The organism is Ciceribacter sp. L1K22 (assembly GCF_017599385.1).
GTDB lineage: Bacteria > Pseudomonadota > Alphaproteobacteria > Rhizobiales > Rhizobiaceae > Allorhizobium.
On record NZ_JAGFPK010000001.1, the window covers coordinates 3,144,042 to 3,166,500 of the forward strand.

The 22,459-nt window shown below is 61.7% G+C and carries 22 protein-coding genes and 1 tRNA gene; 16 read left to right on the forward strand and 7 right to left on the reverse strand.

Annotated features, from left to right (window positions below; translation table 11 throughout):
• Positions 1-81: 81 nt before the first annotated feature.
• Positions 82-1,260: an FAD-binding oxidoreductase gene (locus J5J09_RS15650; protein ID WP_208552041.1), complete on the reverse strand. Its 1,179-nt coding sequence runs from the start codon at positions 1,258-1,260 to the stop codon at positions 82-84.
• Here J5J09_RS15650 and mnmD point away from each other — a divergent pair.
• Complete coding sequence (gene mnmD / locus J5J09_RS15655) at positions 1,259-1,990, forward strand: tRNA (5-methylaminomethyl-2-thiouridine)(34)-methyltransferase MnmD (protein ID WP_208552042.1); 732 nt, start codon at positions 1,259-1,261, stop codon at positions 1,988-1,990. The genes J5J09_RS15650 and mnmD overlap by 2 nt on opposite strands.
• On the opposite strand, the gene J5J09_RS15660 is transcribed toward mnmD, so the two are convergent.
• Entirely contained in the window at positions 1,979-5,980 is a 4,002-nt protein-coding gene (locus tag J5J09_RS15660) for a PAS-domain containing protein (RefSeq protein WP_208552044.1), read from the reverse strand. The genes mnmD and J5J09_RS15660 overlap by 12 nt on opposite strands.
• 214 nt (positions 5,981-6,194) lie before the next feature.
• Here J5J09_RS15660 and J5J09_RS15665 point away from each other — a divergent pair, with 214 nt between their 5' ends.
• On the forward strand, positions 6,195-7,778 hold the full coding sequence (locus tag J5J09_RS15665; RefSeq protein ID WP_208552045.1) for a trimethylamine methyltransferase family protein: 1,584 nt from the start codon (positions 6,195-6,197) through the stop codon (positions 7,776-7,778).
• Between the two features lie 3 nt (positions 7,779-7,781).
• On the opposite strand, the gene J5J09_RS15670 is transcribed toward J5J09_RS15665, so the two are convergent.
• Positions 7,782-8,459 carry a YafY family protein gene (locus J5J09_RS15670; RefSeq protein ID WP_208552047.1) on the reverse strand — a complete coding sequence of 226 codons (678 nt, stop codon included), beginning with the start codon at positions 8,457-8,459 and terminating at the stop codon, positions 7,782-7,784.
• 85 nt (positions 8,460-8,544) lie between these two features.
• Here J5J09_RS15670 and J5J09_RS15675 point away from each other — a divergent pair, with 85 nt between their 5' ends.
• From J5J09_RS15675 to J5J09_RS22720, 3 genes are read left to right on the forward strand one after another with little or no spacing between them, the layout of a single operon-like run.
• Entirely contained in the window at positions 8,545-8,844 is a 300-nt protein-coding gene (locus tag J5J09_RS15675; RefSeq protein ID WP_208552048.1) for a hypothetical protein, read from the forward strand.
• 3 nt (positions 8,845-8,847) lie between these two features.
• Positions 8,848-9,951: a DNA alkylation repair protein gene (locus J5J09_RS15680; protein ID WP_208552049.1), complete on the forward strand. Its 1,104-nt coding sequence runs from the start codon at positions 8,848-8,850 to the stop codon at positions 9,949-9,951.
• 2 nt (positions 9,952-9,953) lie between these two features.
• Positions 9,954-10,256 (forward strand): DUF1905 domain-containing protein, encoded by a 303-nt coding sequence (locus tag J5J09_RS22720; protein ID WP_348646468.1) that lies wholly within the window; start codon positions 9,954-9,956, stop codon positions 10,254-10,256.
• 16 nt (positions 10,257-10,272) lie between these two features.
• On the opposite strand, the gene J5J09_RS15690 is transcribed toward J5J09_RS22720, so the two are convergent.
• The gene (locus J5J09_RS15690) at positions 10,273-10,824 is read right to left on the reverse strand and encodes a cytochrome b/b6 domain-containing protein (RefSeq protein WP_246745983.1); all 552 of its coding nucleotides are present in this window, start codon (positions 10,822-10,824) and stop codon (positions 10,273-10,275) included.
• Between the two features lie 20 nt (positions 10,825-10,844).
• Complete coding sequence (locus tag J5J09_RS15695; protein WP_208552052.1) at positions 10,845-11,117, reverse strand: PepSY domain-containing protein; 273 nt, start codon at positions 11,115-11,117, stop codon at positions 10,845-10,847.
• 134 nt (positions 11,118-11,251) lie between these two features.
• Between J5J09_RS15695 and J5J09_RS15700 the strand changes: the two genes are divergently transcribed.
• From J5J09_RS15700 to J5J09_RS15720, 5 genes are all read left to right on the forward strand, one after another.
• A complete protein-coding gene (locus J5J09_RS15700; protein ID WP_208552054.1) occupies positions 11,252-11,596 on the forward strand; it encodes a PepSY domain-containing protein in 345 nt (114 codons plus the stop codon).
• Positions 11,596-12,261 (forward strand): response regulator transcription factor, encoded by a 666-nt coding sequence (locus tag J5J09_RS15705; RefSeq protein WP_208552058.1) that lies wholly within the window; start codon positions 11,596-11,598, stop codon positions 12,259-12,261. Before J5J09_RS15700 ends, J5J09_RS15705 begins: the two co-directional genes overlap by 1 nt.
• Entirely contained in the window at positions 12,258-13,610 is a 1,353-nt protein-coding gene (locus J5J09_RS15710; RefSeq protein ID WP_208552060.1) for a HAMP domain-containing sensor histidine kinase, read from the forward strand. Before J5J09_RS15705 ends, J5J09_RS15710 begins: the two co-directional genes overlap by 4 nt.
• Positions 13,611-13,907: 297 nt before the next feature.
• Positions 13,908-15,335, forward strand: a complete 1,428-nt coding sequence (locus tag J5J09_RS15715) for a DEAD/DEAH box helicase (protein ID WP_208552061.1) — start codon at positions 13,908-13,910, stop codon at positions 15,333-15,335.
• Positions 15,336-15,487: 152 nt separating this feature from the next.
• Positions 15,488-16,081: a class I SAM-dependent methyltransferase gene (locus J5J09_RS15720; protein ID WP_208552062.1), complete on the forward strand. Its 594-nt coding sequence runs from the start codon at positions 15,488-15,490 to the stop codon at positions 16,079-16,081.
• Between the two features lie 28 nt (positions 16,082-16,109).
• On the opposite strand, the gene J5J09_RS15725 is transcribed toward J5J09_RS15720, so the two are convergent.
• Complete coding sequence (locus J5J09_RS15725; protein ID WP_208552066.1) at positions 16,110-16,985, reverse strand: DMT family transporter; 876 nt, start codon at positions 16,983-16,985, stop codon at positions 16,110-16,112.
• A 380-nt stretch (positions 16,986-17,365) separates the two neighbouring features.
• Between J5J09_RS15725 and J5J09_RS15730 the strand changes: the two genes are divergently transcribed.
• From J5J09_RS15730 to J5J09_RS15745, 4 genes are all read left to right on the forward strand, one after another.
• On the forward strand, positions 17,366-18,775 hold the full coding sequence (locus tag J5J09_RS15730) for a circularly permuted type 2 ATP-grasp protein (protein WP_208552068.1): 1,410 nt from the start codon (positions 17,366-17,368) through the stop codon (positions 18,773-18,775).
• 10 nt (positions 18,776-18,785) lie between these two features.
• On the forward strand, positions 18,786-19,727 hold the full coding sequence (locus J5J09_RS15735) for an alpha-E domain-containing protein (RefSeq protein ID WP_208553604.1): 942 nt from the start codon (positions 18,786-18,788) through the stop codon (positions 19,725-19,727).
• 15 nt (positions 19,728-19,742) lie between these two features.
• On the forward strand, positions 19,743-20,570 hold the full coding sequence (locus tag J5J09_RS15740; protein ID WP_208552073.1) for a transglutaminase family protein: 828 nt from the start codon (positions 19,743-19,745) through the stop codon (positions 20,568-20,570).
• A gap of 65 nt (positions 20,571-20,635) precedes the next feature.
• On the forward strand, positions 20,636-21,151 hold the full coding sequence (locus J5J09_RS15745) for a hypothetical protein (protein ID WP_208552075.1): 516 nt from the start codon (positions 20,636-20,638) through the stop codon (positions 21,149-21,151).
• On the opposite strand, the gene J5J09_RS15750 is transcribed toward J5J09_RS15745, so the two are convergent.
• A complete protein-coding gene (locus tag J5J09_RS15750; protein WP_246745855.1) occupies positions 21,142-21,603 on the reverse strand; it encodes a MarR family transcriptional regulator in 462 nt (153 codons plus the stop codon). The two genes, J5J09_RS15745 and J5J09_RS15750, sit on opposite strands and share 10 nt — an antisense overlap.
• Positions 21,604-21,894: 291 nt before the next feature.
• On the opposite strand from J5J09_RS15750, the gene J5J09_RS15755 reads away from it, so the two are divergent.
• Together J5J09_RS15755 and J5J09_RS15760 are read left to right on the forward strand one after the other, a co-directional pair.
• Positions 21,895-21,971, forward strand: a tRNA-Arg gene (locus tag J5J09_RS15755).
• A gap of 62 nt (positions 21,972-22,033) precedes the next feature.
• On the forward strand, positions 22,034-22,417 hold the full coding sequence (locus J5J09_RS15760) for a PH domain-containing protein (RefSeq protein WP_208552077.1): 384 nt from the start codon (positions 22,034-22,036) through the stop codon (positions 22,415-22,417).
• Positions 22,418-22,459: the final 42 nt, after the last annotated feature.

Genomic DNA, 22,459 nt, shown 5'->3' on the forward strand with positions numbered 1-22,459 from the left:
CGCGAACTTTAGCGATCGATGGGATAGTCGAGGAGGTAGGTGATTTGCGTAACAGTTTGACGACGCGTAGGTTCGGCAAATTCACGTTTTGCGTGAACAGAGGTCGAGATGGCTTTCGAAGCGGAAGCTTTCGGGAACGGCAAAGGCCCTTCCCTCCACCGCATCAAGCGCCGCATCCGCAAGCTTGTGGGCGAGGCCGAAGGACACCTTGAAGCCGCCCGTCAGGGCTACGATCCGGGGCTTTTCGGGATCCGGGCCGATCATGGGATCACGTCCGATCGCCTTTGGCCTCAGGCCCGCCCAACGCTTAACGACGAGCCCGTCCGCAAGGACAGGCGCCAGTTGCCGTGCCGAGGCGATCAGCGCGTCGAGCTGTTCGTCCGTCGACAGCGGATCGCCAAAACTGTTTTCGCTGGTGGAGCCGATCGCAACAGTGCCATCGTCATGCGGCACGATGTAGAGCCCGTCGAGATAGAGCAGCGGCCAGTCCGGATCGATATCAGCCTTGATCAGCGCCGCCTGCCCCTTCACCGGCTGGCCCAACGGTTTCTCAAGACCTCGCCCCGCGCCCAGAAGCGGGAACGATCTGTGGCCTGCCGCAACGATCACGTGACCGAAGGACAGGCGCTCCCCATCGGTCAGTTCGGCGAACCCGGCCACAGGGTCGAGTTTCTCAAGGCCGATATCCTCCCGAACCGAAACGGATGCCGCGCGTCCGATGGCCGAAACCAGCATTGCCGCCAGGCGTCGGGGCGAAACGCGGGCAGCGAAGGTGTCGTGGACGATCCCCGCCTTGGTAAAGCCGGCGTCGGGCCAGCCGGCAATGTCGCCCGCGTCCCCGACAGCCCATTCAAAGCTTCGACTCGTCTGCCGCCACCTGTCCTTCGCATCGAGTTCATACCGCAGGGCGATCGGACGGAGGTGATCCTTTGGGAGAGGGATCAGACGGCCACAGCGCCGATAGCCGGCTGCAAGCCCGGTCTCCGCCTCGAGACGCACAACCTCGTCTTCCAGCTGAAGAAGAGCATCGAACTGGAACTGCTTCTTTTCATTCCACTTATCCGGCGTGTGCGACATCAGCGCACCGAGCAGCCCGCCGCTGGCACCACCGGCCAGGCTACGCTCGTCGATCAGGAGCGTCTTCAATCCCCGTCGTCCCGCCTTCAGCGTCGCCCACAGCCCCATGATGCCGCCGCCGACAACGAGCAGGTCGACGGACGATTGACCGCCCGGCGGCTTCGCTCTATCGGCTGAGTCCATGACAGTATCCAATCCCGATCCGGAAGACGGAAGCGACGCCGAGGCCCTCACCTGGCACGACGGCGATATGCCCTATTCGACCGCCTTTGGCGATCATTTTTATTGCCGCAGCGACGGACGTCTCGAATGCGGCCACGTCTTTCTCGCCGGCAATGGGCTGCCGGATCGCTGGCGGAAAGACGGCACGTTCCGCATTGGCGAACTCGGCTTCGGCACCGGCCTCAATGCATGCGAGACATGGCGGCAGTGGAAGGCAACGCGACGGACCGGCGGCCTTTTGCACTTCATGTCCTTCGAACTTTATCCTATGCGGGCCGCCGACATCGACCGTGCACTCTCCCGCTGGAGCGAGATAGACGAGGAGCGGCTCAGGCTGGTGTCACAGTGGCCGGACCGGCCCGAGGGCATCATCGACCTTCAACTCGACGACCAGACGACGCTGACCGTGACCTGCGGCGAAGCCCTGGATGGCGTGAGCGTCACCGACCTCCCCTTCGACGCCTGGTATCTCGACGGCTTCGCACCGTCGCGCAATGGCGCGATGTGGAGCGAGGAGATCATGCGCGCGCTCTTCGACCGCACCGTGCCAGGCGGAACCTTCGCGACCTATGCCGCCGCCGGCTTCGTCAGGCGCAACCTCGTTTCCGCGGGCTTTGCTGTCGAGCGCTGGCCTGGCTTCGCCGGCAAGCGGGAGATGCTGCGCGGCGAAAAGTCCGCCTCAGCCGCCTGACCGCTGCGGAATAGTGTCAGCCGATCCGCTCATCCACTGCGCAATCTTCCCGCCAAGCAGTTCGGGACTGATCGGCTTCGACAGGTAGTCATCCATGCCGGCGGCAAGGCAGACATCCCTGTCCGACTCCATGGCATGCGCGGTCACGGCGATGATGGGAACATGCGCCGCCCCGCCCGCTGCCCGTTCGCGCTCGCGGATCGCCCGCGTCGCCTCCAGACCGTTCATGACGGGCATCGACACGTCCATCAGGATGAGCCCGGGCTGCAATCGCGCCGACGCTTCGACGGCCTCGCGACCGTTTCCAACGATTTGAAACTGCATGCCGAGGCTTTCCAGCACCTGCGTGAAAACGATTTGGTTCACCTCATTGTCCTCCGCCACGAGAATGTCGATGCGGTTGGGGTAGACCGTGACTGCCTGTGCCGGGGCTGTGTCCACCAGCGGGCTTTCGGATGCCGCGAGGCCGGAGGTAGACGCTCTCTGTCCGCCGTCCGTAGCCCCGCGCCGCCGCGACCGGACCGCCTCGATGATGGCGCCTCGCAGAACATTGGCACGAGCCGGTTTCATCAGATGAGCCTGCACGTCGAGCGACGCGAAAACCTGTTCATCACCGCCCATGTCCATCGACGTGAGAAACACCATGGCAACCGGATCGAAGCGGCGGTCAGCCCGCACGCGTCTCGCGAAATCGATGCCGTTCACATCGGGCATGTGGTAGTCGACGATCAGCGCGTCGATGCTTATTCCCGCCTGGAAGGCGGCATCGAGTATCGCAAGCGCGGTCGCTGCGTCTTCCGCGACCGCACCGTCGAAACCCCATTGTTGCAGCTGTTCTGCCAGGATCTGGCGATTAACGGGGTTGTCGTCGATGACAAGGACGCGCGCGCCTTCGACGTTGACGGGCAACTGCGTCTGGCGTCGGCGCTCACCCGCGATCGAGAGCGGCAGGTGGACGGTGAACACCGAGCCCATCCCGGCTTCGCTCTCCACTTCGATCACGCCGCCGAACAACTGGACTAGGCCGGCGGTTATGGCGAGCCCCAGGCCTGTGCCTTCGTGACGGCGGGTAGACGAAGAGTCGACCTGCGAGAACTTGTCGAAAATCGCCTTCAGCTTTTCCTGCGGGATGCCGATGCCGGTATCCGAAATCCGCAACGTCACCATCAACTCGCCGGACGGCATCGGCTCGCCCGAGAGCTCGATCAGCACATGGCCCCGCTCTGTGAACTTGATGGCATTGCCGAGCAGATTGGTGACGATCTGCCGGAACCGTCCGGGATCGCCGACCACCAGATGCCGGAGGGTCGCCTCGGCCCGGATGATCAGTTCGAGATCCTTTTCGGCCGCGGCGGCCGACAACAAGGTCGCCACGTCCTCGATCGCCTCCACCGGATCGAACGGCGCCTTGCGCAGCGTTAACTGCCCCGCGTCGATCTTGGAGAAGTCGAGGATGTCATTGATGATCGTGAGCAGCGCATTGCCGGATTTGACGATGATGTCGACGAAGGTCTTCTGTCGGGCATCGAGAATGGACTTCTGCAGGAGTTCCGCCATGCCGAGCACACCGTTCATCGGCGTACGGATTTCATGGCTCATATTGGCCAGGAATTCCGACTTGGCGCGATCGGCCGCCTCCGCGCGTTCGAGCAGGCTTGTCAGTTCCTGTTCGCGCTGCTTGATCTCGGTGATGTCGCTGAGCACCACCATCCAGTGACCGCGGCGGCTGACCGTCGCCTCCATCTGAACCCATGTGCGGCGGTCGATAAGGAAAGTGGCGGAAAAACCCTGACCGTCCTCCACCTTGTGTTGCCAATCCCGCAGCAGGGCCATCGGATCATCACCGAAATCCCCCCGCTTGGCGCAGTGGGCGAAACTGACGTGCCAGCTCTGGCCCGGCTCGAGGCTCACCGCAGGGACATCGAGAATGATGTGCGCGGCCTCGTTGCTCTGGACGATGACACCGTCTTCAATGACCAGAAGGCCCTGCGACATGACGCGGATCGCATCGCGCATCTGTTGGCCGATACGCTCCAGCTCGGCCCGTGCCTCGCTGATTTCCCGCTCGCGGCGGCGGGCTTCCGAGATGTCCGCATAGGTCACCAGAACCCGCTGATCGGTCAGACGCTTGGAGGTGATGACCACCTGACGGTCATCCATGACCATTTCGCGCTGGTGATCTCCGTCAAGCGCCTGCAACTGCTCCATGCGCCAACGAACATCAGAATCGAAATCCTCTTCCTCGGTCCAGCGCCAGCCGCGGTCGTAGTTGACCTTTGCGTAGGTGGGGAAATCGAGCCCGATCAGTTGCTGGTCGCCTGGCCAGTTCCAGATGTCGTAGACCCGCTGGTTGGCGTATTCGATCCTCAGTTCGCTATCGAGGATGAGGACGCCGATCGGCATCGAGCGCATGATGCCTTCGAGGTAGGCGTTGAGATTCTCCGCCTTGGCCTGCGCGGCCTCGAGCTGTCGCTCGCGCAGTTTGAGCGCCGAAACGTCGGTCACAGAGCCGACGACGTAGCGCTGCCCCGCCGACGTAACGATGCGGCCAAGACGCGTGATTGAGGTGATATCCCGCCCCTCGAATTCGAAGGTCTCTGTCTTCTCGATCGCCTCCCCTTCGAGCACGCGCGCGTTTTCCCGAGTGAACTGCTCGGCCCGCTCCGGGTACATGTCGTATTCGGTAAGTCCGATGATCCGTTGCCGATCGCCGCCATGCATCCGCTCGTAAGCGAGGTTGGCGAAAACAAGCCTGTGCTCCTCGTCGCGCACGAACACCGGAACCGGCACCTGCTCGATGGCGGAGCGGTAGAGCTGGCTTTCCTCCTCGCGCTGACGCAACACCGTGATGTCCGAATAGGTGATCATGTAGCGGCCGGTGCCCAGACGCTTGCTGGAGACCGCCAGCGCCCGCCCGTTCGGTATCAGCCATTGCCAGACAGGCGGCTCCTCGATCTGCTTGAACTGCCGGATGCGCGACTGGTAGATGTCATCCGCCGGAGGCGCATCCTCGCCATAAAAGCCGCGCCGATGATTGTAGGCGACGAAGTCGCGATAGGACCAACCCGCCACCTTCACAGGTTCGGATACGGGCCACATTCCATAGAAAGTGTCGTTGACGTATTCGATCCGGAAATCGGCGTCGAGAATCAACACACCCACCGGCAGCAGCCTCAAAAGCAGTTCCAGGCGCGCATGCAGTTCCAACGCCTCCTGCTGCGCGGCGATGCACTGGGCTTCGCGCTCTTTCAGCGCCGAGACGTCGGAAAGGCTGCCCAGCAGATAGTGGCGGCCGTCGACACCGCTGAGCCGGGTGCGCCGGGAGATGACCGGCACGCGACGATCCGCCGCGCCGAACATCTCCTCGACCTCGATCGACTCGCCGGTTTCGAGCACGCGGCGGTTTTCACGATGCAGAACCTCGCCGGCGGGGCCAAAACTTTCAAGTTCCGTCTTGCCGATCAACGCATCGGCGGAAAGACCGGAAATCTCGCGATAGGCCCGATTGGCGAGGATCATCCGGTTCGCGTCGTCGCGCATGAACATCGGCGACGGCAGTTCCTCGATCATCGCCGCCAGGGTCGCGATTTCGCCGGCGTCGTTGACGGATGGCAGCAAGGGACGGGAACCGCCTACGAATGGCAAGGTCTCAAAGAAAGCAAAGAGGTATGGAAGGTCGTCTTCGGTCAGGAAACGCTCGACCTTCAGCGCGTGACGCTCGTGACCGGCGGGATCGTAACAGAGCGCGGTCGCCTCCTCGCCGAAAACCAGGACACGCCGCTCGCGATCTTCCCGTTCGTGCTCTTCGGGCCGCGACAGAAGTTCGCTGCTCGTGCGACCGATGAACTCTTCGGAAGGACGGCCATAGAAGCGCGCATAAGCATCGTTCACCGCGACATGGCGCAGTTCGCAATCCTTGATGCATGCGGGAACGGCGAGATCTGCGATCTTCGCACTGGCACGCCCCAGCAATCCGCCCCTGACCGTCAAAAAACGATTCCTTCCGCCTTACGCAGCGCAATATCTAAACACGTTTATCCGCTTTGGCATAACCAAGGGCTGTACCACCCGAGAGCTTTACCCAGGCATCGTCCCGGCAATGAAATTCGCGACACGCCAACCCCTTTCCCTGTCGCATTTGGCCACTGATTTGTCGCAGCAACTCTGCCAGAATCGACGCGTCCAACATAGCCACGGTGAAACGATGCGCGAGACTGCCACCACTGCCTTGCCCGAGACTGAAACTGCCGGATCGGGCGAACGCCGCCGCCGGGGAGGCGGGCGCGGCGGAGATCGGGTCCGCACCGGTTCGGCGCGGAGCTATCTCAACATCGTCAACACGCTGAAGCCGACTGAACTGCTCTCCGAAGAGGCCCTGGACGCAATCCACGACACCTCGCTGACGGTGCTTGAGGAAGTCGGCATGGACATCATGCTGCCGGAAGCCCGCCGACGCATGAAGGCGGCCGGCGCCGATGTCCGGGAAGGCGAGGAACGGGTTCGCTTCGACCGTGGCCTTATCATGGAGCTCATCGCCTCGGTTCCGCGGCAGTTCACGCTGCACGCGCGCAATCCGCTGCGCAATGTCGAGATCGGCGGCAATAATCTGGTGTTTGCCCAAATCGCCTCGGCACCGTTTGTCGGAGACCGCGAAGGCGGCCGTCGGGCCGGCAACCAGGAGGATTTCCGCAAGCTGGTGAAACTCGCGCAGAGCTACGACGTGATCCACCTCACCGGCGGCTACCCGGTCGAGCCGATCGACATCCATGCGTCGGTGCGCCATCTCGACTGCCTGTCGGATCTTGCCAAGCTGACCGACAAGGCTTTCCACGTCTACTCCCTCGGCCAGCAACGCAATCTCGACGGCCTGGAGATCGCACGCATCGCTCGTGGAATCAGTGCTGAACAGATGGAGCGCGAGCCCTCGCTCTTCACCGTTATCAACTCGTCCTCGCCTCTGCGCCTCGACGGTCCCATGCTGCAGGGCATTATCGAGATGTCCTCGCGCAACCAGGTGGTCATCATGACGCCGTTCACACTGGCCGGCGCCATGGCGCCGGTCACGATCGCCGGTGCGCTCGTCCAGCAGAATGCGGAGGCGCTCTGCGGTATTGCCTTCACACAGATGGTGCGCAAGGGCGCGCCAGTGCTCTACGGCGGCTTCACCTCCAACGTCGACATGAAGACCGGGGCTCCGGCCTTCGGCACGCCGGAATACATGAAGGCCGTGATCGCCGGCGGACAGCTCGCCCGCCGCTACGGCTTCCCCTACCGCACCTCGAACACCAATGCCGCCAACACGCTCGACGCGCAGTCCGCCTACGAGTCGGCGATGTCGCTCTGGGCGGTGACGCAGGGCGGCGGCAATTTCGTGATGCATGCGGCCGGCTGGACCGAGGGCGGCCTCACGGCCTCGTTCGAGAAGTTTATCCTCGACGTCGACATGCTGCAGATGGTGTCAGAATTCCTGAAGCCGCTTGATGTCTCGCCGGATGCACTGGCGCTCGACGCAGTCCGCGAAGTCGGTCCCGGCGGCCACTATTTCGGCACAGCTCACACACTGGCGCGCTACGAGACCGCCTTCTATTCCCCGATCCTCTCCGACTGGCGCAACTTCGAAACCTGGACCGAAGCCGGCAGGCCGACGACCTACGACCACGCCAACCGCATCTTCAAGGAAACCTTGGCCCGCTACGAGCGTCCGCCGATGGACCCGGCGATCGAGGAAGAACTCGATGCCTTCGTTGCGAGACGCAAGGCCGAAGGCGGGGTGGCAACGGATTTCTGATCCTCAGACGAACTGCTTAATGTAGGCCTGATAGGTCTGGTGCGGTGCCGCCTCGAAGCGGTCGGTCAGAACCTTCCAGTCCTCCACGCGGTCAAGCCGGAAGTCGCGAAATCCATTGCGCATCTCGCACCAGGCGGTCATCACCCAGATCGTCCCGAAAGCGGCCAGCCCAAGCGGCCAGACGACCCGCTGGCTGCGCTCGCCGGGAAGCGAGTGATAGGCGATCCAGACCTTCCGTTTGCCTGAGAGCGCCGTTCTGACGTCGCCCAAACTGTCCGGCACCTCCGGCTGCGCCGAGGAGCGGAAAGCCCGGATTGGAGCGGTGACGAGCCTTTCCGCGTGCTCAACCGGTAGCATGCCAAGCATCTTCTCCTTGGCTTCCCTCGCCACCTGCCCGAGACGCGGATCGCCCAGCATCTCAACGGCCCGCAAGCCGAAAGCCAGCGCCTCCAGTTGCTCGAACGTGAAAGTAAGCGGTGGCGCGTCGAACGCCTCGCGCAGGAGATAGCCGACACCGCGCTCACCTTCGATCGGCGCGCCTGACGCCATAAGGTGCTCCATGTCGCGATAGACGGTGCGGGGCGCGACTTCCATCTTCTCCGCGATCTCGGCAGCCGTCATGGCCCGGCCGGTCGCGCGCATGAGCTGGATAATACGGAACAGGCGATCGGCGGGGCGCATTTGCAACTCCGTGAAGTCTATGGCCACAAGGCTGTCAGTTGCGCTGTGCTACGTCAAGCCGGCACACCAGCAACAGGAGAACCCGATGCACGACACCAAAATCCTCGAAATCGCCATTTGCGCCGTTGCCGACAAAGCGACGGCCGAACACGCACGTCTGACGGCAATGGAATCGGTACGCCACTATCCCGGTTTCATATCATGGCGGGCGACGAGCGCCCATGGCAATGAAGACATGGTGGCCGATATCGTCGAATGGGAAAACATCGACGCCGCCCGTGCCGCCGCCGAAAAAGTGCAGACGGACCCGGCCTTCATCCCTTACATGAAGCAGATCACTACCGTCGCCGTGATGCAGCACTTCGACACGAAGAACATCGTCTGAGCCATGCCGGAACCGCTGAAAAACCTGATCTCCGCCACCACCGCCCGCGACACGGCGGACGCCTTGTCGCGGACATGGCCGGACTTCGACCGGGATGCCTTTCTCGAACTGGTGCTGCCGACGTTAAACGAACTTGAGCTGATGCAGCGCAGCCAGTCGATCAGTGCAGCCATGCAAAGCTGCCTGCCCGACGATTTCGAGGCCGCGGCCGATCTTATGGAAAAGTGCCTTCCATCTTCGGGAGGTTCTTTATCGGGCTGGGCTTTGCTGGCCTTCAACCAGTACATTGCGGCTCGGGGGCTTGGACATCTCGAACGTTCGCTCGACCTGCTAAAAGCACTGACGCCGCATTTCACCGCCGAATTCGGAATACGCCCCTTCATCCATGCGGAACAGGAGCGTGCCCTGGAGATCATTTCCGGCTGGACGAGAGACCCGAACCACCATGTGCGCCGTCTTGCGAGCGAAGGCACACGCCCTCGCCTTCCCTGGGCGATGCGGCTACCGGAACTTGTGAGGAACCCGACCCCGATCTTGCCCATTTTGGAGGCGATGCTCGATGATCCCGAGGACTATGTTCGTCGCTCCGTCGCCAATAGCCTCAACGATATCGCCAAGGATCATCCCGACGCCGTCGCCGATTTCGTCGAGCGTCACCGGCAGGACGCCTCACCGGAGCGGATGTGGCTGCTGAAACACGCGTCGAGAACGCTGATCAAGAAGGGCCATGGCAAAGCGCTTGCGAATTTCGGCTACGAGGCAGTTGCAGACATCGTAGCCACCCTGACCGTCGCAACGGAGACGATCGTCTTCCCCGGCGAACTCGCATTCGCCGTTTCGCTGACGAATTCCGGCGACAAGCGGCGCACCGTGATGATGGACTACGTCCTGCACCACCAGAAAAAGGGCGGTTCGCTGACGCCGAAGGTGTTCAAGGGGAAAAGCTTGTCGATCGCCTCCGGTGAAACGGTCGTGATCGAAAAGCGACATGGCTTCCGACCGATCACCACCCGGATCTATTATCCCGGCCGGCACCGGCTGGAAATTCTAGCCAATGGCGGCATCGTGGCTGGCGCTGATTTCGAACTGATCATCGGGGATGAGTGACGGTGACGGGCGAACAACACGAAATCAGTTTCGAGGCGACGGTCGAGAAGTTCGAAGGTCCGGGCGGCTGGCACGCCGTCTATCTACCGGAGGATGCAGCCTCCGCGGCCTGCTTTTTCGGACGTGCCAATGCGCTTGGCGCCATATCCGTGTTCGCCCGCATCGGCAATACCGAGGTTCGAACCTCGCTGTTCCCTGACAAACGGCGTGGCAGCTTGATGTTACCCCTTAAGGCAAAACTGCGCCAGCGCGAATCCGTTCACGAGGGCGACCGCATCTCGGTCGTCCTCGTGCTGGCCGGCTGAGGGGGATTGTGCATGCTCAGTGACGGCGCTTCCAGCCTGTGATCATCGAGCGGACGAGGTTTTCCCGGTGTTCGATGCTGGCGAAAATCACACCTCCGACATGCAGTGCGATCAGGACGAGCGTCGAATAGACGAGCGTCTTGTGCGTATCCTCGACCCATTCGATGCCCCAATAGGCGTCTGTCGTCATCATGTAGCCGGTCGTGACGATGCCCGATACCATCAACAAAAGGGCGATCACCATGACGCCACCCGCCGGATTATGCCCGACATACCGCTTCGCGCGCATCGCAACGGAGTCAGCCAGGAAACGCGCGACGGTCATCGGCGAGTAGACGAAGCTGGAAAACCGCGCATGTTCGCTGCCGATGACGCCCCAGAGGAGCCGAACGCAGATCAGCGCCGCGATAATGTAGCCAGAGATGATATGGGCCGACTTCCATTCGTCTCCGGTGAGGAAGGAGAATGCAAAAAAGCCCACGAGCGACCAGTGGAACAGGCGGACGAGTGGATCCCAGACCTTCACCAGGTCCGGCCGCGCGATGCGGCCGGAGGCGGTGCCGGGCATATCTTGCTCGGCGTTGACCATCAGTCGTCTCCCTCGGAGCCGATTTGCTCGCCGGTTTCCGGGTTGAAGATCGCCTCGACCTTCTTGCCGTCCTTGATGCCATAGACTTCGTAGCAACCGTCTTCGACCTTGACCTGGCGCACGTCGTAGCCGAGTTCGACCGCCTTGGCCTTCATGGCGTCCTCGGTCATCCACTTGTCCTTCGGCACGTTGCATTCGTGATTTTCGCTGGCGCGGGCGATACCGGCAGCAGCGGATAGCGTCATAAGCGAAAGGATGATCAGCTTCTTCATCGGATAAAGTCCTTTTGAAACGACGAGGCGGGATTGCTCTCGACCGTTGGCGAAACAATTAGCTGACCGCTGCTGAGCGATGGCTGACGGTGAATGTCAGCGAAATTTCAGTTTCGCGGTGCTATGGTCAGGCCATGATCCGCACGCGCAGAGAATTTCTGATCCGATCCGTCGCGCTGGTCGGCGCACTGGCGTCGACCGGAATCGCCGTCGCTGATGATGACGACCACGACCACGACGAGGATGATCGGCAAAGGGACAGGCTCCGCGAAAAGGTTGCTCGCGGAGAAGTGAAGTCGCTGGCAGAGCTTAGGCGGATCGTCGCAAACCGCGTCGAAGGAAAGATTGTCGACACGAAGTTCGACCTGGAAGATGATCGCGCTGTCTATGAGTTTCGGGTCCTGAGAAGCGACGGCCGGCTGGTGGAGGTCGAGGTCGACGCCGCGACCGGTTCGATTTTGGAGATTGAGAACGACTGATGCGCATTCTCCTGGTCGAGGACGACCCCCGCATCGCGAGAGACACGATCGCGCATCTGGAACGCGCAGGCTTCGTTGTCGTCCACGAGACAGACGGTGAGGCAGGCTGGTTTACGGGTGACGAGGAAGAATTCGCGGCTGTCGTTCTGGACCTAGGCCTGCCCGGAATGGACGGCCTGTCGGTCCTGAAGCGCTGGCGCGCCGCCGGACGGCAAACACCGGTGCTGATCCTCACCGCCAGGGGCAACTGGCAGGAACGCGTCGAAGGCATCGACGCCGGCGCTGACGACTATCTGACAAAACCGTTCCAGATGGCGGAGCTTCTGGCGCGTCTGAGAGCGATTATCCGCCGCAGTTCGGGACAGGCCAATCCGGTTCTCCAGTTCGGCGATCTCGCGGTCGACACACGCAACAAGACCGTAACCGTCGGCGGATTGCCTGTCGACCTGACACCGCTGGAATACCGCTGCCTCAGCCATCTGGCCCTCAACGCGAATCGCCACGTGTCGCAAGCGGAACTGACCGAGCAATTATATGCTCAGGATTTCGAGCGTGACAGCAACTCCATCGAGGTCCTAGTCGGTCGTCTCCGCCGCAAGCTCGGAAAGGACGTGATCGCGACCCGGCGCGGTTACGGCTACAGGCTGGGGGGCGCCGCGCCTTGAGCAGGTCCATTCGCGGCAGGTTTCTGCTGGTCTCGCTAGTCACCGTGGTTCTGGCCCTTTCGCTTGCGGGAATCGCATTCGTGGAGCTCTTCACCCGCACCTTCGAAAAGCGGATCGACGAGGAGCTGGCCGATCACGGCACCAACATCGCCGGCGGCATCCGGTTTTCTGCCGACGGCAGTCTCACGTTGCCGAACCGCCCCGTCGATGCGCGCTTCAACGAGCCCTACGGGGGTCTCTACTGGCAGATCGTCGACGACCAAACGTCCGAACAGCTCCGCTCCCCATCCCTCTGGGACTATACCCTTCCCCTACCCGCGGACGGCCACGAAACCGGAGAGGTCCATAGATACCACCTGGAAGGCCCGGAACAATCAACCGTGCTCGTTCAGGAGCGGAAAGTGATCGTTGCGGCGCCAGACGGGCAGCATCCGGTGCGTATCGCCGTTGGCATAGATGTCGCAGCGGTTGCGAAGGCACGGTCGTCATTCGCGACCGATCTCTTTCCCTATATGGTGGCCTTGGCAGCCTTCCTCATTGCCGCTTCGCTTGTACAGCTCATCATCGGTCTGCGCCCCCTCTCTTCGGTGAGTGAAGGGCTGAACCGCGTGCGGGAACGACGGGCGGAGCGCCTGACCGGACAATATCCGGCAGAACTTCAGGAAGTCGTCGGTGCCGTCAACAGCCTGCTCGACGCCCAGCAACTGATTATCGACAAGGCACGCAGCCGGGCGGCGGATCTTGCGCACGGGCTGAAAACCCCGCTGACCATTCTCTCCAATGATGCCGCTACCCTGCACGACAAAGGCGAGACACAGATCGCCGACGAACTGGCACATCTCGCCGATGTCATGCGGGCCCACGTCGATCACGAACTGACCCGCAGCCGTATCGCCGCCAATGCCGGTCTGCGGCGTTCCGATGCGTCGCCAGCGCGCTGCATCGACAACATCATCAGAACGTTGAAACGCTCGCCGCAGGGGGAAACCCTCTCCTGGATCGCTCGTGTACCGGACGACCTGACGGTGCCGGTCGACCCCAACGATCTTCAGGAAATGCTTGGCAATGTGCTTGAGAATGCGATGAAGTGGGCCCGGTACGAGATCATCGTGGAGGCGGAAACGGACGATCGCGCACCGCGCCTGCGTATCCTGGACGATGGCCCGGGCGTTCCGCCGGAGCAGATCGATGCGATCATGCACCGGGGCGTCCGGCTGGACATGCAGACGCCGGGAAGCGGGATTGGCCTTTCAATCGTCCGGGAAATCGGCGAAATCTACGGGATCGGTGTCGCCATTGAAAATCGCAAAACCGGCGGGCTGTCAGTAACTTTGACCTTTCCGGCGTGATTGAACGCTACCCATCGTTTTGCCGCACTGCGAAGAATAACTTGACTTTCGGCAGCAAACGGCCCATTTGCAGGTCAGCTTTCCCCTTCCGGCCGCCGCGTGAGCGCGCCCTGCGACAGTAAGAGACGCGAAGAAGGGCAAGCGCGCAGCGAATGCGGGCCTCGCGAATGTTGGCCGGACGCGCTGGAAAGCTTTTTCAACACAAGTTCCCAATTCACGCGGGGTTCTTGACGCCACAAGGCAGTCGGAACGCGAAGCTGCGTGCGCCGATCTATGCCTGTGGCGCCCCCGAAAGGCATGACTTTGACCAATTTCGACCAGCTTGGCCTATCCAAGAACACTCTGAAGACCCTCGTTCAGCTAGGCTTCACCGCCCCCACCCCAATCCAGGCCCAGGCCATCCCCGTCCTTCTCGAAGGCCGTGACCTGATCGGCCTTGCCCAGACCGGCACCGGCAAGACGGCCGCCTTCGGCCTGCCGATCATCGAAATGCTGATGAAGAGCGAAGACCGGCCGCAGTCGCGTTCGACCCGCGTCCTGATCCTGGCGCCGACCCGCGAACTGGTGAACCAGATCGGCGACAACCTGCGCGCCTTCGGTCGCAAGTTCCCGCTGAAGATCACCCAGGTTGTCGGCGGCGCCTCCATCAACAAGCAGCAGCAGCAGCTTCTCGGCGGCACCGATATCCTCGTCGCCACGCCCGGCCGTCTGATCGACCTGATCGAGCGCAACGCCGTAACCCTGCGCAACGTCACGCACCTGGTGCTCGACGAAGCCGACCAGATGCTCGACCTCGGTTTCATCCACGCCCTGCGCAAGATTTCGAAGATGGTGCCGGCACGCCGCCAGACAATGCTGTTTTCGGCCACGATGCCGAAGCAGATCGCCGATCTCGCCGGCAGCTTCCTTACCAATCCGGCAAAGGTCGAAGTAACACCTCCGGGCCGTACCGCCGACAAGATCGAGCAATACGTGCATTTCGCCCGTGGACAGCAGCACAAGACGGATCTCTTGAAGGAGCAATTGACGGCGAACCCGGACGGCCGTTCCATCGTCTTCCTGCGCACGAAGCACGGCGCCGAAAAGCTGATGAAGCACCTGGAGCTCACCGGTTACTCGGTCGCCTCCATCCACGGCAACAAGAGCCAGAACCAGCGCGAGAAGGCACTCAAGGGTTTCCGTGACGGCGAGATCAAGACGCTGGTCGCCACCGACGTCGCCGCGCGCGGCATCGATATCCCGGCCGTCAGCCACGTCTACAATTTCGACCTTCCGGAAGTTCCGGACGCTTATGTCCACCGTATCGGCCGCACCGCGCGCGCCGGCCGCGATGGCATCGCGATCGCCTTCTGCGGTCCCGACGAAGGTCAGCTGTTGCGCGATATCGAACGCCTGATCGGCATCGAAATCGCTGTTGCCGGCGGCGAGGCTCCGGCCAAGATGGAACGTCCGGTCCGCAACAATGGCGGCGGCCGTCGCGGCAATGGCGGCGGCGGGAACCGCAACCATTCCGGCGGAGCGAAGGATGCCCGCAAGCCGGCTTCGGGCGGCGGCAACCGCCAGGCCGGCGAAGGCAAGCGCGCCGATGGCGCCAAGCCGTCCGGCCCCCGTCGTGAGCACCGCAATGATGGTGCTCGTCCAGCGGGTCAGCGCCGTCGTGGCGGTCGCGGCAAGGGCGGCCCTGCCGGCCAGGCTGCTGCCGGCGGGCGCCGCGGCGAAGCTTGATATAGCGCTGCGGACAAGCCTGACCGGCACCGAGTCCTGACAATGCCATGGTTGACGGGGTCGGCTCGCTTCATATAGCGCAATCAAAAATGATGCGGCCGGCCTCGTGTTCGGCCGCTTTCTTTATTGTGACCTTGGGAGGAGAGAGACCTATGGTCGAGCGCAACCTGATTGCCAACTACGTCCATTTTCATTCGTCGGGCGCCTATGGCTACGGCGGCAAGCATTTGCCCTGGGTACTGCCTCACATCATGGCCTTTAAGCCGGCGTCGCTGATCGACTATGGCGCGGGCCGCAGCTTCATTGCGCAACGGCTCGGCCGAAAGGCCGGCATCGCCGATGTCGTGTCCTTCGACCCCGCCGTGCCGGAACGGTCCACCCTGCCCGACCGCCGGTTTGCGGTTATCGTCAGCTTCGACGTGCTGGAGCACATCCCGGAAGAAGAAATGGATGCCGTTCTCGGCGAGATGGCCAGACTGGCACCCGACGCGCTCCACGTCATCGATACCCGCCCGGCCATAGCCATCCTGGAAGACGGCCGTAACGCACATGTCTCCCAGCACGACGAGGCGTGGTGGCTGGAGCGGCTCGGACGTTTCTGGCCACATGTCGTCGCCTTCCCGATGCGCAACGGTCGCGTCGGTATCAAGACCTGGACGACATCTTTCCCGACATGGCGACACAACCTCATGACGCTCCGCGAGCGCGTGAAGATGAGGCTGCGCAAACGGCTGGGCATTCACTGACGGGAACGACGCGGGAATCCGAACCCGCTCAAGCGCCGGCCGCCTTCCGGTTCGTCAGATAGACACCCGTCACCGCGATCGCCGTGCCGATCATCATCGGCAGGGTGAGTTCCTCTCCGAAGATCAGCGCCGCCTCCAGTGCGGCAAGCGGTGGCACGAGGTAGATGAGGGACGCGGCCTTGGCCACATCGCCGCGACGGATCAGGTAGAGCAGCAGCAGGATCGCGCCCATGGAGATGCCGATCACGGCCCAGCCGAGCGTCGCGACAAGCCCGAAGCTCCAGCCGATATGCATGTCCTCGAACAAAAACGCCATCGGCAGCGTCACCGCGAAGGCACCGACATATTGCAGCGTCGCGACCGCCCGGATGTCGCCTTCCTTCAGATAGCGCTTCTGGTAGATCGTCCCATAGCTGACGAACGCCATGCCGATCACGTTCACTGCTATAGCGAAAGCCGGAATGGCGGAGGCATCGACGGCAAAGACTTTCGGCAAAACCGCGAGCGAAATCCCGACGAAACCGAGGCCTAGGCCGAGCTTCTGGATGAGCGTCAGCCGCTCGCCGATGAGATAGGGCGCGGCGAGCGCTGTCATCAATGGCTGCAAGCCTGCGATGATGCCGGAAATCGCGGCCGGCACGCCTTGGCCGATTGCCCACCACACTGCCCCGAGATAGAAGCCGTGAAGGAAGAAACCGGAGACAATCGCGTGCAGGATCGTCTCCCGGTTGCGCGGCCAGATAACGCCCGTAAAGCGGCAGAGCAGAAAGAAAAGCGCCGCGGCCACCACATAGCGGAGGGCGAGGAAGGTGAGCGGATCGGCGAACTGGTCGGCAAACTTCGCCACGACCCAACCGGTCGACCAAAGGAAAACGAAGAGAACGGGGGCAAGGCGGGCAAGCAAGGGAGAAACTCCGGCACGACGGGGCAGAGGATCGGATGGCGCGCCCCGTTAAAGGCGTTAGAGACCTCCTGCCCGATCGTCAAAGGACTTTTGCTGATCGCTGCCGTGAATTCATTTGACGAAACATGCGTGCATCAGACGCGTCTAAAATTTAAGCAGTTTTCGCCGGGTTGTTTCAGAAATAGGCGAATAATGATGGAGCCAGCCATCTTTATTCGGAACACCTCACCCGCCAGGCCGTTTCCTCTGCCAAAATGCCGGGCTTCTGACGATCTTTTGCGCCGGCGCATAATGATGCGAATGTTCCTCGTGAACTGTGCACGCTTCTTGCATTGTGATGAACGTTGTACTCAAATGATAAGAAAAAGGGGACGGCGCCATTGGCATTCGATGAAATGTTGACCGCGGAGAACTCACCGCGGGACCCTTACAAGGCTTATTTCGATTGGTATTCCGGGCAGGACCCAGCTCACCTCCTTGCCAAATCCCGTGACGCGGAAAACATCTTCCGGAAGACGGGCATCACCTTCGCGGTCTACGGTCACGCCGACAGTTCCGAAAAACTGATCCCCTTCGACATCATCCCCCGCATCATCTCAGGCCGCGAATGGCGCAAGCTCGCTCAAGGAATCGAACAGCGGGTGCTCGCGCTCAATGCCTTTCTCGATGACATCTACCACAAGCAGGAGATCATCAAGGCCGGCCGCATCCCGCGCGAACTGATCGAGAAGAACGACGCCTTCCTTCCTGAAATGATTGGTTTCCGGCCACCGGGCGGCGTCTACACCCACATCGTCGGCACCGACATCGTCCGCACGGGAGAGAACGAGTTCTACGTGCTGGAAGACAACGCCCGCACACCCTCAGGCGTTTCATACATGCTGGAAAACCGCGAAACCATGATGCAGATGTTTCCGGAGCTCTTCCAACTGAACAAGGTGCAGCGCGTCGAGGACTATCCATACCTGCTGCGCCAGTCGCTTGCCTCGCTCGCCCCGCCCGGCTGCAAGGGCAAGCCGCGTGTCGCGGTTCTCACGCCTGGCATCTACAATTCCGCCTACTACGAACACTCGTTTCTCGCCGACATGATGGGCGTGGAACTGGTGGAAGGCTCCGACCTCAGGGTCGTTGACGGCAAGGTGAAGATGCGCACGACCCGCGGTTACGAGCCGATCGATGTGCTCTATCGCCGCGTCGATGACGACTTCCTCGATCCGCTCACTTTCCGCCCGGACTCGGCGCTCGGCATTCCCGGCATCATGGATGTCTACCGCGCCGGCCACATCACGATCGCCAACGCCCCCGGCACCGGCATTTCAGACGACAAGGCGATCTACAGCTACATGCCGGAAATCGTCCAGTTCTACACCGGTCGCAAGGCGATCCTCGAAAACGTGCCGACCTGGCGCTGCTCGGAAGCCGACAGCCTGAAATACGTGCTGGAACATCTGGAAGAACTCGTGGTGAAGGAAGTTCACGGCTCGGGTGGCTACGGCATGCTCGTCGGACCGACGGCCACGAAAAAGGAGCGTGCCGCCTTTGCCGAGAAGCTGAGGGCGAAACCCGGCAACTACATCGCACAGCCGACGCTCTCGCTCTCAACGGTGCCGATCTTCGTCAACAAAGGCATTGCGCCGCGTCACGTCGATCTTCGTCCCTATGTTCTCGTTTCCGACCAAGTCCGCATTATTCCCGGCGGCCTCACCCGCGTCGCGCTCAAACAGGGCTCCCTCGTCGTCAACTCCTCCCAAGGCGGCGGCACGAAGGATACCTGGGTGCTGGAGGACTGAGGCCATGGTGATGCTTGGAAGAACTGCAAACGGCCTCTACTGGATGTTCCGCTATATCGAACGGGCCGAAAACATAGCACGCCTGGTGGATGCCGGCCTCCGGATGTCGCTGACACGGTCCACCGCCGCCGATGATGACTGGGACGGCGTGCTGCAAAGTGCCGGCGTGCGCGAGAGCTTTTGCGACGCCACAGGCAAGGTCCCGGCGGCAGACGCCATCGACTACTTGATGCGCGACCGCTCCAACCCCTCGAGCGTGCTGTCCTGCATCGAATCGGGTCGCAACAATGCCCGCATGGTTCGCACGGCGCTGACGCGGGAAACCTGGGAGGCGACCAATGAATGCTGGATCGAACTCAAACAGGTGCTCGGCCGCAAGCTGAAATCGGCTGACCTGCCGGAGGTGATCGACACCATCAAGCGCCGGGCGGGTCTGATCCGTGGCGCCTTCCATGGGTCCATGCTGCGCAACGAGATATACAACTTTGCTCGCATCGGCACCTTCATCGAGCGCGCTGACAACACCAGCCGCATCCTGGACGTCAAGTATTACGTCCTCCTGCCTGCCATCACCCACGTCGGCAGTTCGATCGATAACATGCAGTGGGAATCTATCCTGCGCTCGGTCTCGGCGCACCGCTCCTATCGCTGGGTCTACGATGGCGAATACCGGCCGGCCAACATCGCCGACTTCCTGATCCTCAACGGGCAGATGCCACGTTCTCTGGCCTATTCCTACGAGAAGATCGTTTCGAATCTCGGGTATATCGCCAAGGGATACGGGGAGCGCCTCGCCGCCCACGACACGGCCGATTCCATCCGCAAAATGTTACAGTCGACCACCATCGAGGCGATCATGGATCAGGGCCTCCACGAATTCCTTGAGGATTTCGTGACACGAAACAATCGGCTGGGCGCGGAAATCAGCGACGGCTACCGCTTCTACATCTGAGGCAGAGGGTAAATCATGCGTCTCAAGATCACCCACACCTCGGAATACCGTTACGACACCCCGGTCAGCTATTCGCTGCAGCGTCTCCGCCTGACGCCCTGCTCCGGTCCCGTGCAGAATGTCATCAGCTGGACCATCGTCGTCGATGGCGCAAACGTGGAAGCCGGCTTCAACGACCAGTTCGGCAATCACGTCCATCTGGTGTCGACCGAGGGTGATACCCATACGGTCAATATCGTGGCGAGCGGCGAGGTGGAAACCCATGACAAGGCGGGTGTTTTCGGCCCTCACCAGGGCTACGTGCCGCTCTGGCTTTATCTGCGCGATACACCGCGAACGAAGGCGGGCAAACTTGTCCGCGAACTCGTTCGCGCCCTGCCCCAGGACAACGATCTGGCCCGCATGCATGCGCTGATGAAGGCCGTGAGCGAGGCGGTATCCTACATTCCCGGCACCACAGGAACGGAAACCACTGCCGAACAGGCGCTGGAAGCGGGCTCCGGCGTGTGCCAGGATCATGCGCACGTGATGATCGCCGTCGCCCGAGCACTCGCCATACCGGCACGCTATGTCTCCGGCTACCTGCTGACGGCCGGCACCCACGACCAGCCAGCAAGCCATGCCTGGGCGGAGATGTATCTCCAGGGACTGGGCTGGGTCGGCTTCGACGCGGCTAACAACCTATGCCCTGACGACCGTTACGTGCGGCTGGCCACCGGTCTGTCCTATGCGGATGCCGCACCGATATCGGGCATGCGGATCGGCCGGCCGGGCGACGAAGACCTTTCGGTATCGGTCGTGGTCGAGGCAACCGGCCAAAGCCAGAGCCAGTCGCAGAGCTGATGTCTGTTGCTGCGCAAGCCTGACACCATGTTGCCGCGCTGAAATGGCTGCGAGAGGATCGCGCCATGTTGTTCGGAAAATCGCTGTTTCAGTCCGTTGTCGACCGGCTATCGGCTGAGCGGCCGCCGGAGTTTGAAACGGAAGATATTGCCCCGAGGCGACGAGGCCGCGGGTCGGGCGTTTCCGCAAGCTTTCTTGCCACAGCTCCGCAGGTTGAGGATGAGGCGGAAGAACATCTTCTTCATCACAATCCCTATCAGGATGCGATTGTCGCAGGTGAGAGACCCGCCGCCGCCGTCGAGATTGCCGACACACCACCACCCATGCCGCCCCATCTGAGGCGGATCACCGAAAAGGAAGTGAGGGAGGATTTGGGCATCAGTCCAGGCGACGACGCCGCCAGGCTCACCGTCTTGCGGCGCGAATTCGCCCGCCTGAATCATCCGGACAGGGTTCCCACGCGCTACCGCACACAGGCAACGGTGCGCATGATGCTGGCCAATGCCCTGATCGACGACGCGCTGCGGCAGATCCCGCCCTCGGCGGCGGTTTACTCCGCCGCGCGGCGTCGTCAGTCGTAGAGTTTCAGCAGATACTCGTTGAGGCGGTCGCGCGCCTCGCGTCCGCCGAGACGCGCGATGATGCGCTCCTCGTGGTCGCGCAGGATCGGCTGGATCTCGTCGAGATAGTCGAGCCCGCCCGGCGTGATGTAGAGCGACTGGACACGTCGGTCCGTTTCCGACTTGCGCCGCTCCGCCAGGCCCTTCTGCTCGAGCCCATCGACGATCGCCACGAAATTGGCGCGCTGGATACCCAAAGCTTCGGCCACTTCGCTCTGTTTGAGCCCCGGATTCTTGGAGAGCAGCAGCAGAACGGCAAAGTCCGCAGGCCGCAGTCCCTTTGCGGCGAATGCTTCGTTGAAGTCCTGGTAAACGACAAGTTGGGCACGACGGAGACGATAGCCGACAAACTCGGCCATGGCTGAAAAATCAATTTTCGCGCCAGACGATTCTATGATTTCGTTTTCAAACATGATTCAATCTTCTTGTTCCCCCATCCGTGCGATCGACCGCCCCTTCGGTATCCCGCCAAATGCAGCAGCGAGCCTACAGGACGGCGCTGCCAGAACAAGCCGCCAGCGCAACATTTGTTCAAAAAAAAACAACTTAAATAGGGGAAATTGGAATGAGAATCCGCGTTTTGGCACCTGCATCCCACTGAGCGGCGGCTGCAACGCATACTTCGGGTAACCAATGGATTTTTGCCGTTGAAGCCGGCTCCGGTCTGCGCTATGAACCCCTCGCGGCTACAAATCGCCGCCAGCGCACCCGTAGCTCAGCTGGATAGAGTGTTGGATTCCGATTCCAAAGGTCACAGGTTCGAATCCTGTCGGGTGCGCCAAATCTTAAAAAATCCGCATATCCGCGTTAACCCTGCCCGTGTCGCACACGAGGAGGACTATCATGGGATTGTTCGACGGACTGCTCGGCCACGGAAGCAGCGTTGATCCGGCAGATCTGGCAAAACGCCTTGATGGCGTGCTGATCGACGGAGAACGGGCGGAGCTCGCCTACAGGGTCATTCGCGACTTTTTCGTCTTCACGCAATGGCGGTTGATCCTTGTCGACATCCAGGGGATGACTGGGAGCAAGGTGGACTACCTCTCCATCCCTTACCGTGCCGTCACGCGTTTTTCAGTGGAAACGGCCGGCACCTTCGATCTGGACTCCGAACTGAAGGTGTGGGTGTCCGGGTCGAATGAGCCGATTCAGAGAACCCTGAAAAAGGGAGCCGATGTGCGCGGAATCCAGCGTGCGCTTGCCACCGGTGTCCTCGCTCCGCGGTGAGACCGCCCTTCCCTACCTGACAGCGCGCCAGCTGAGTCCCAC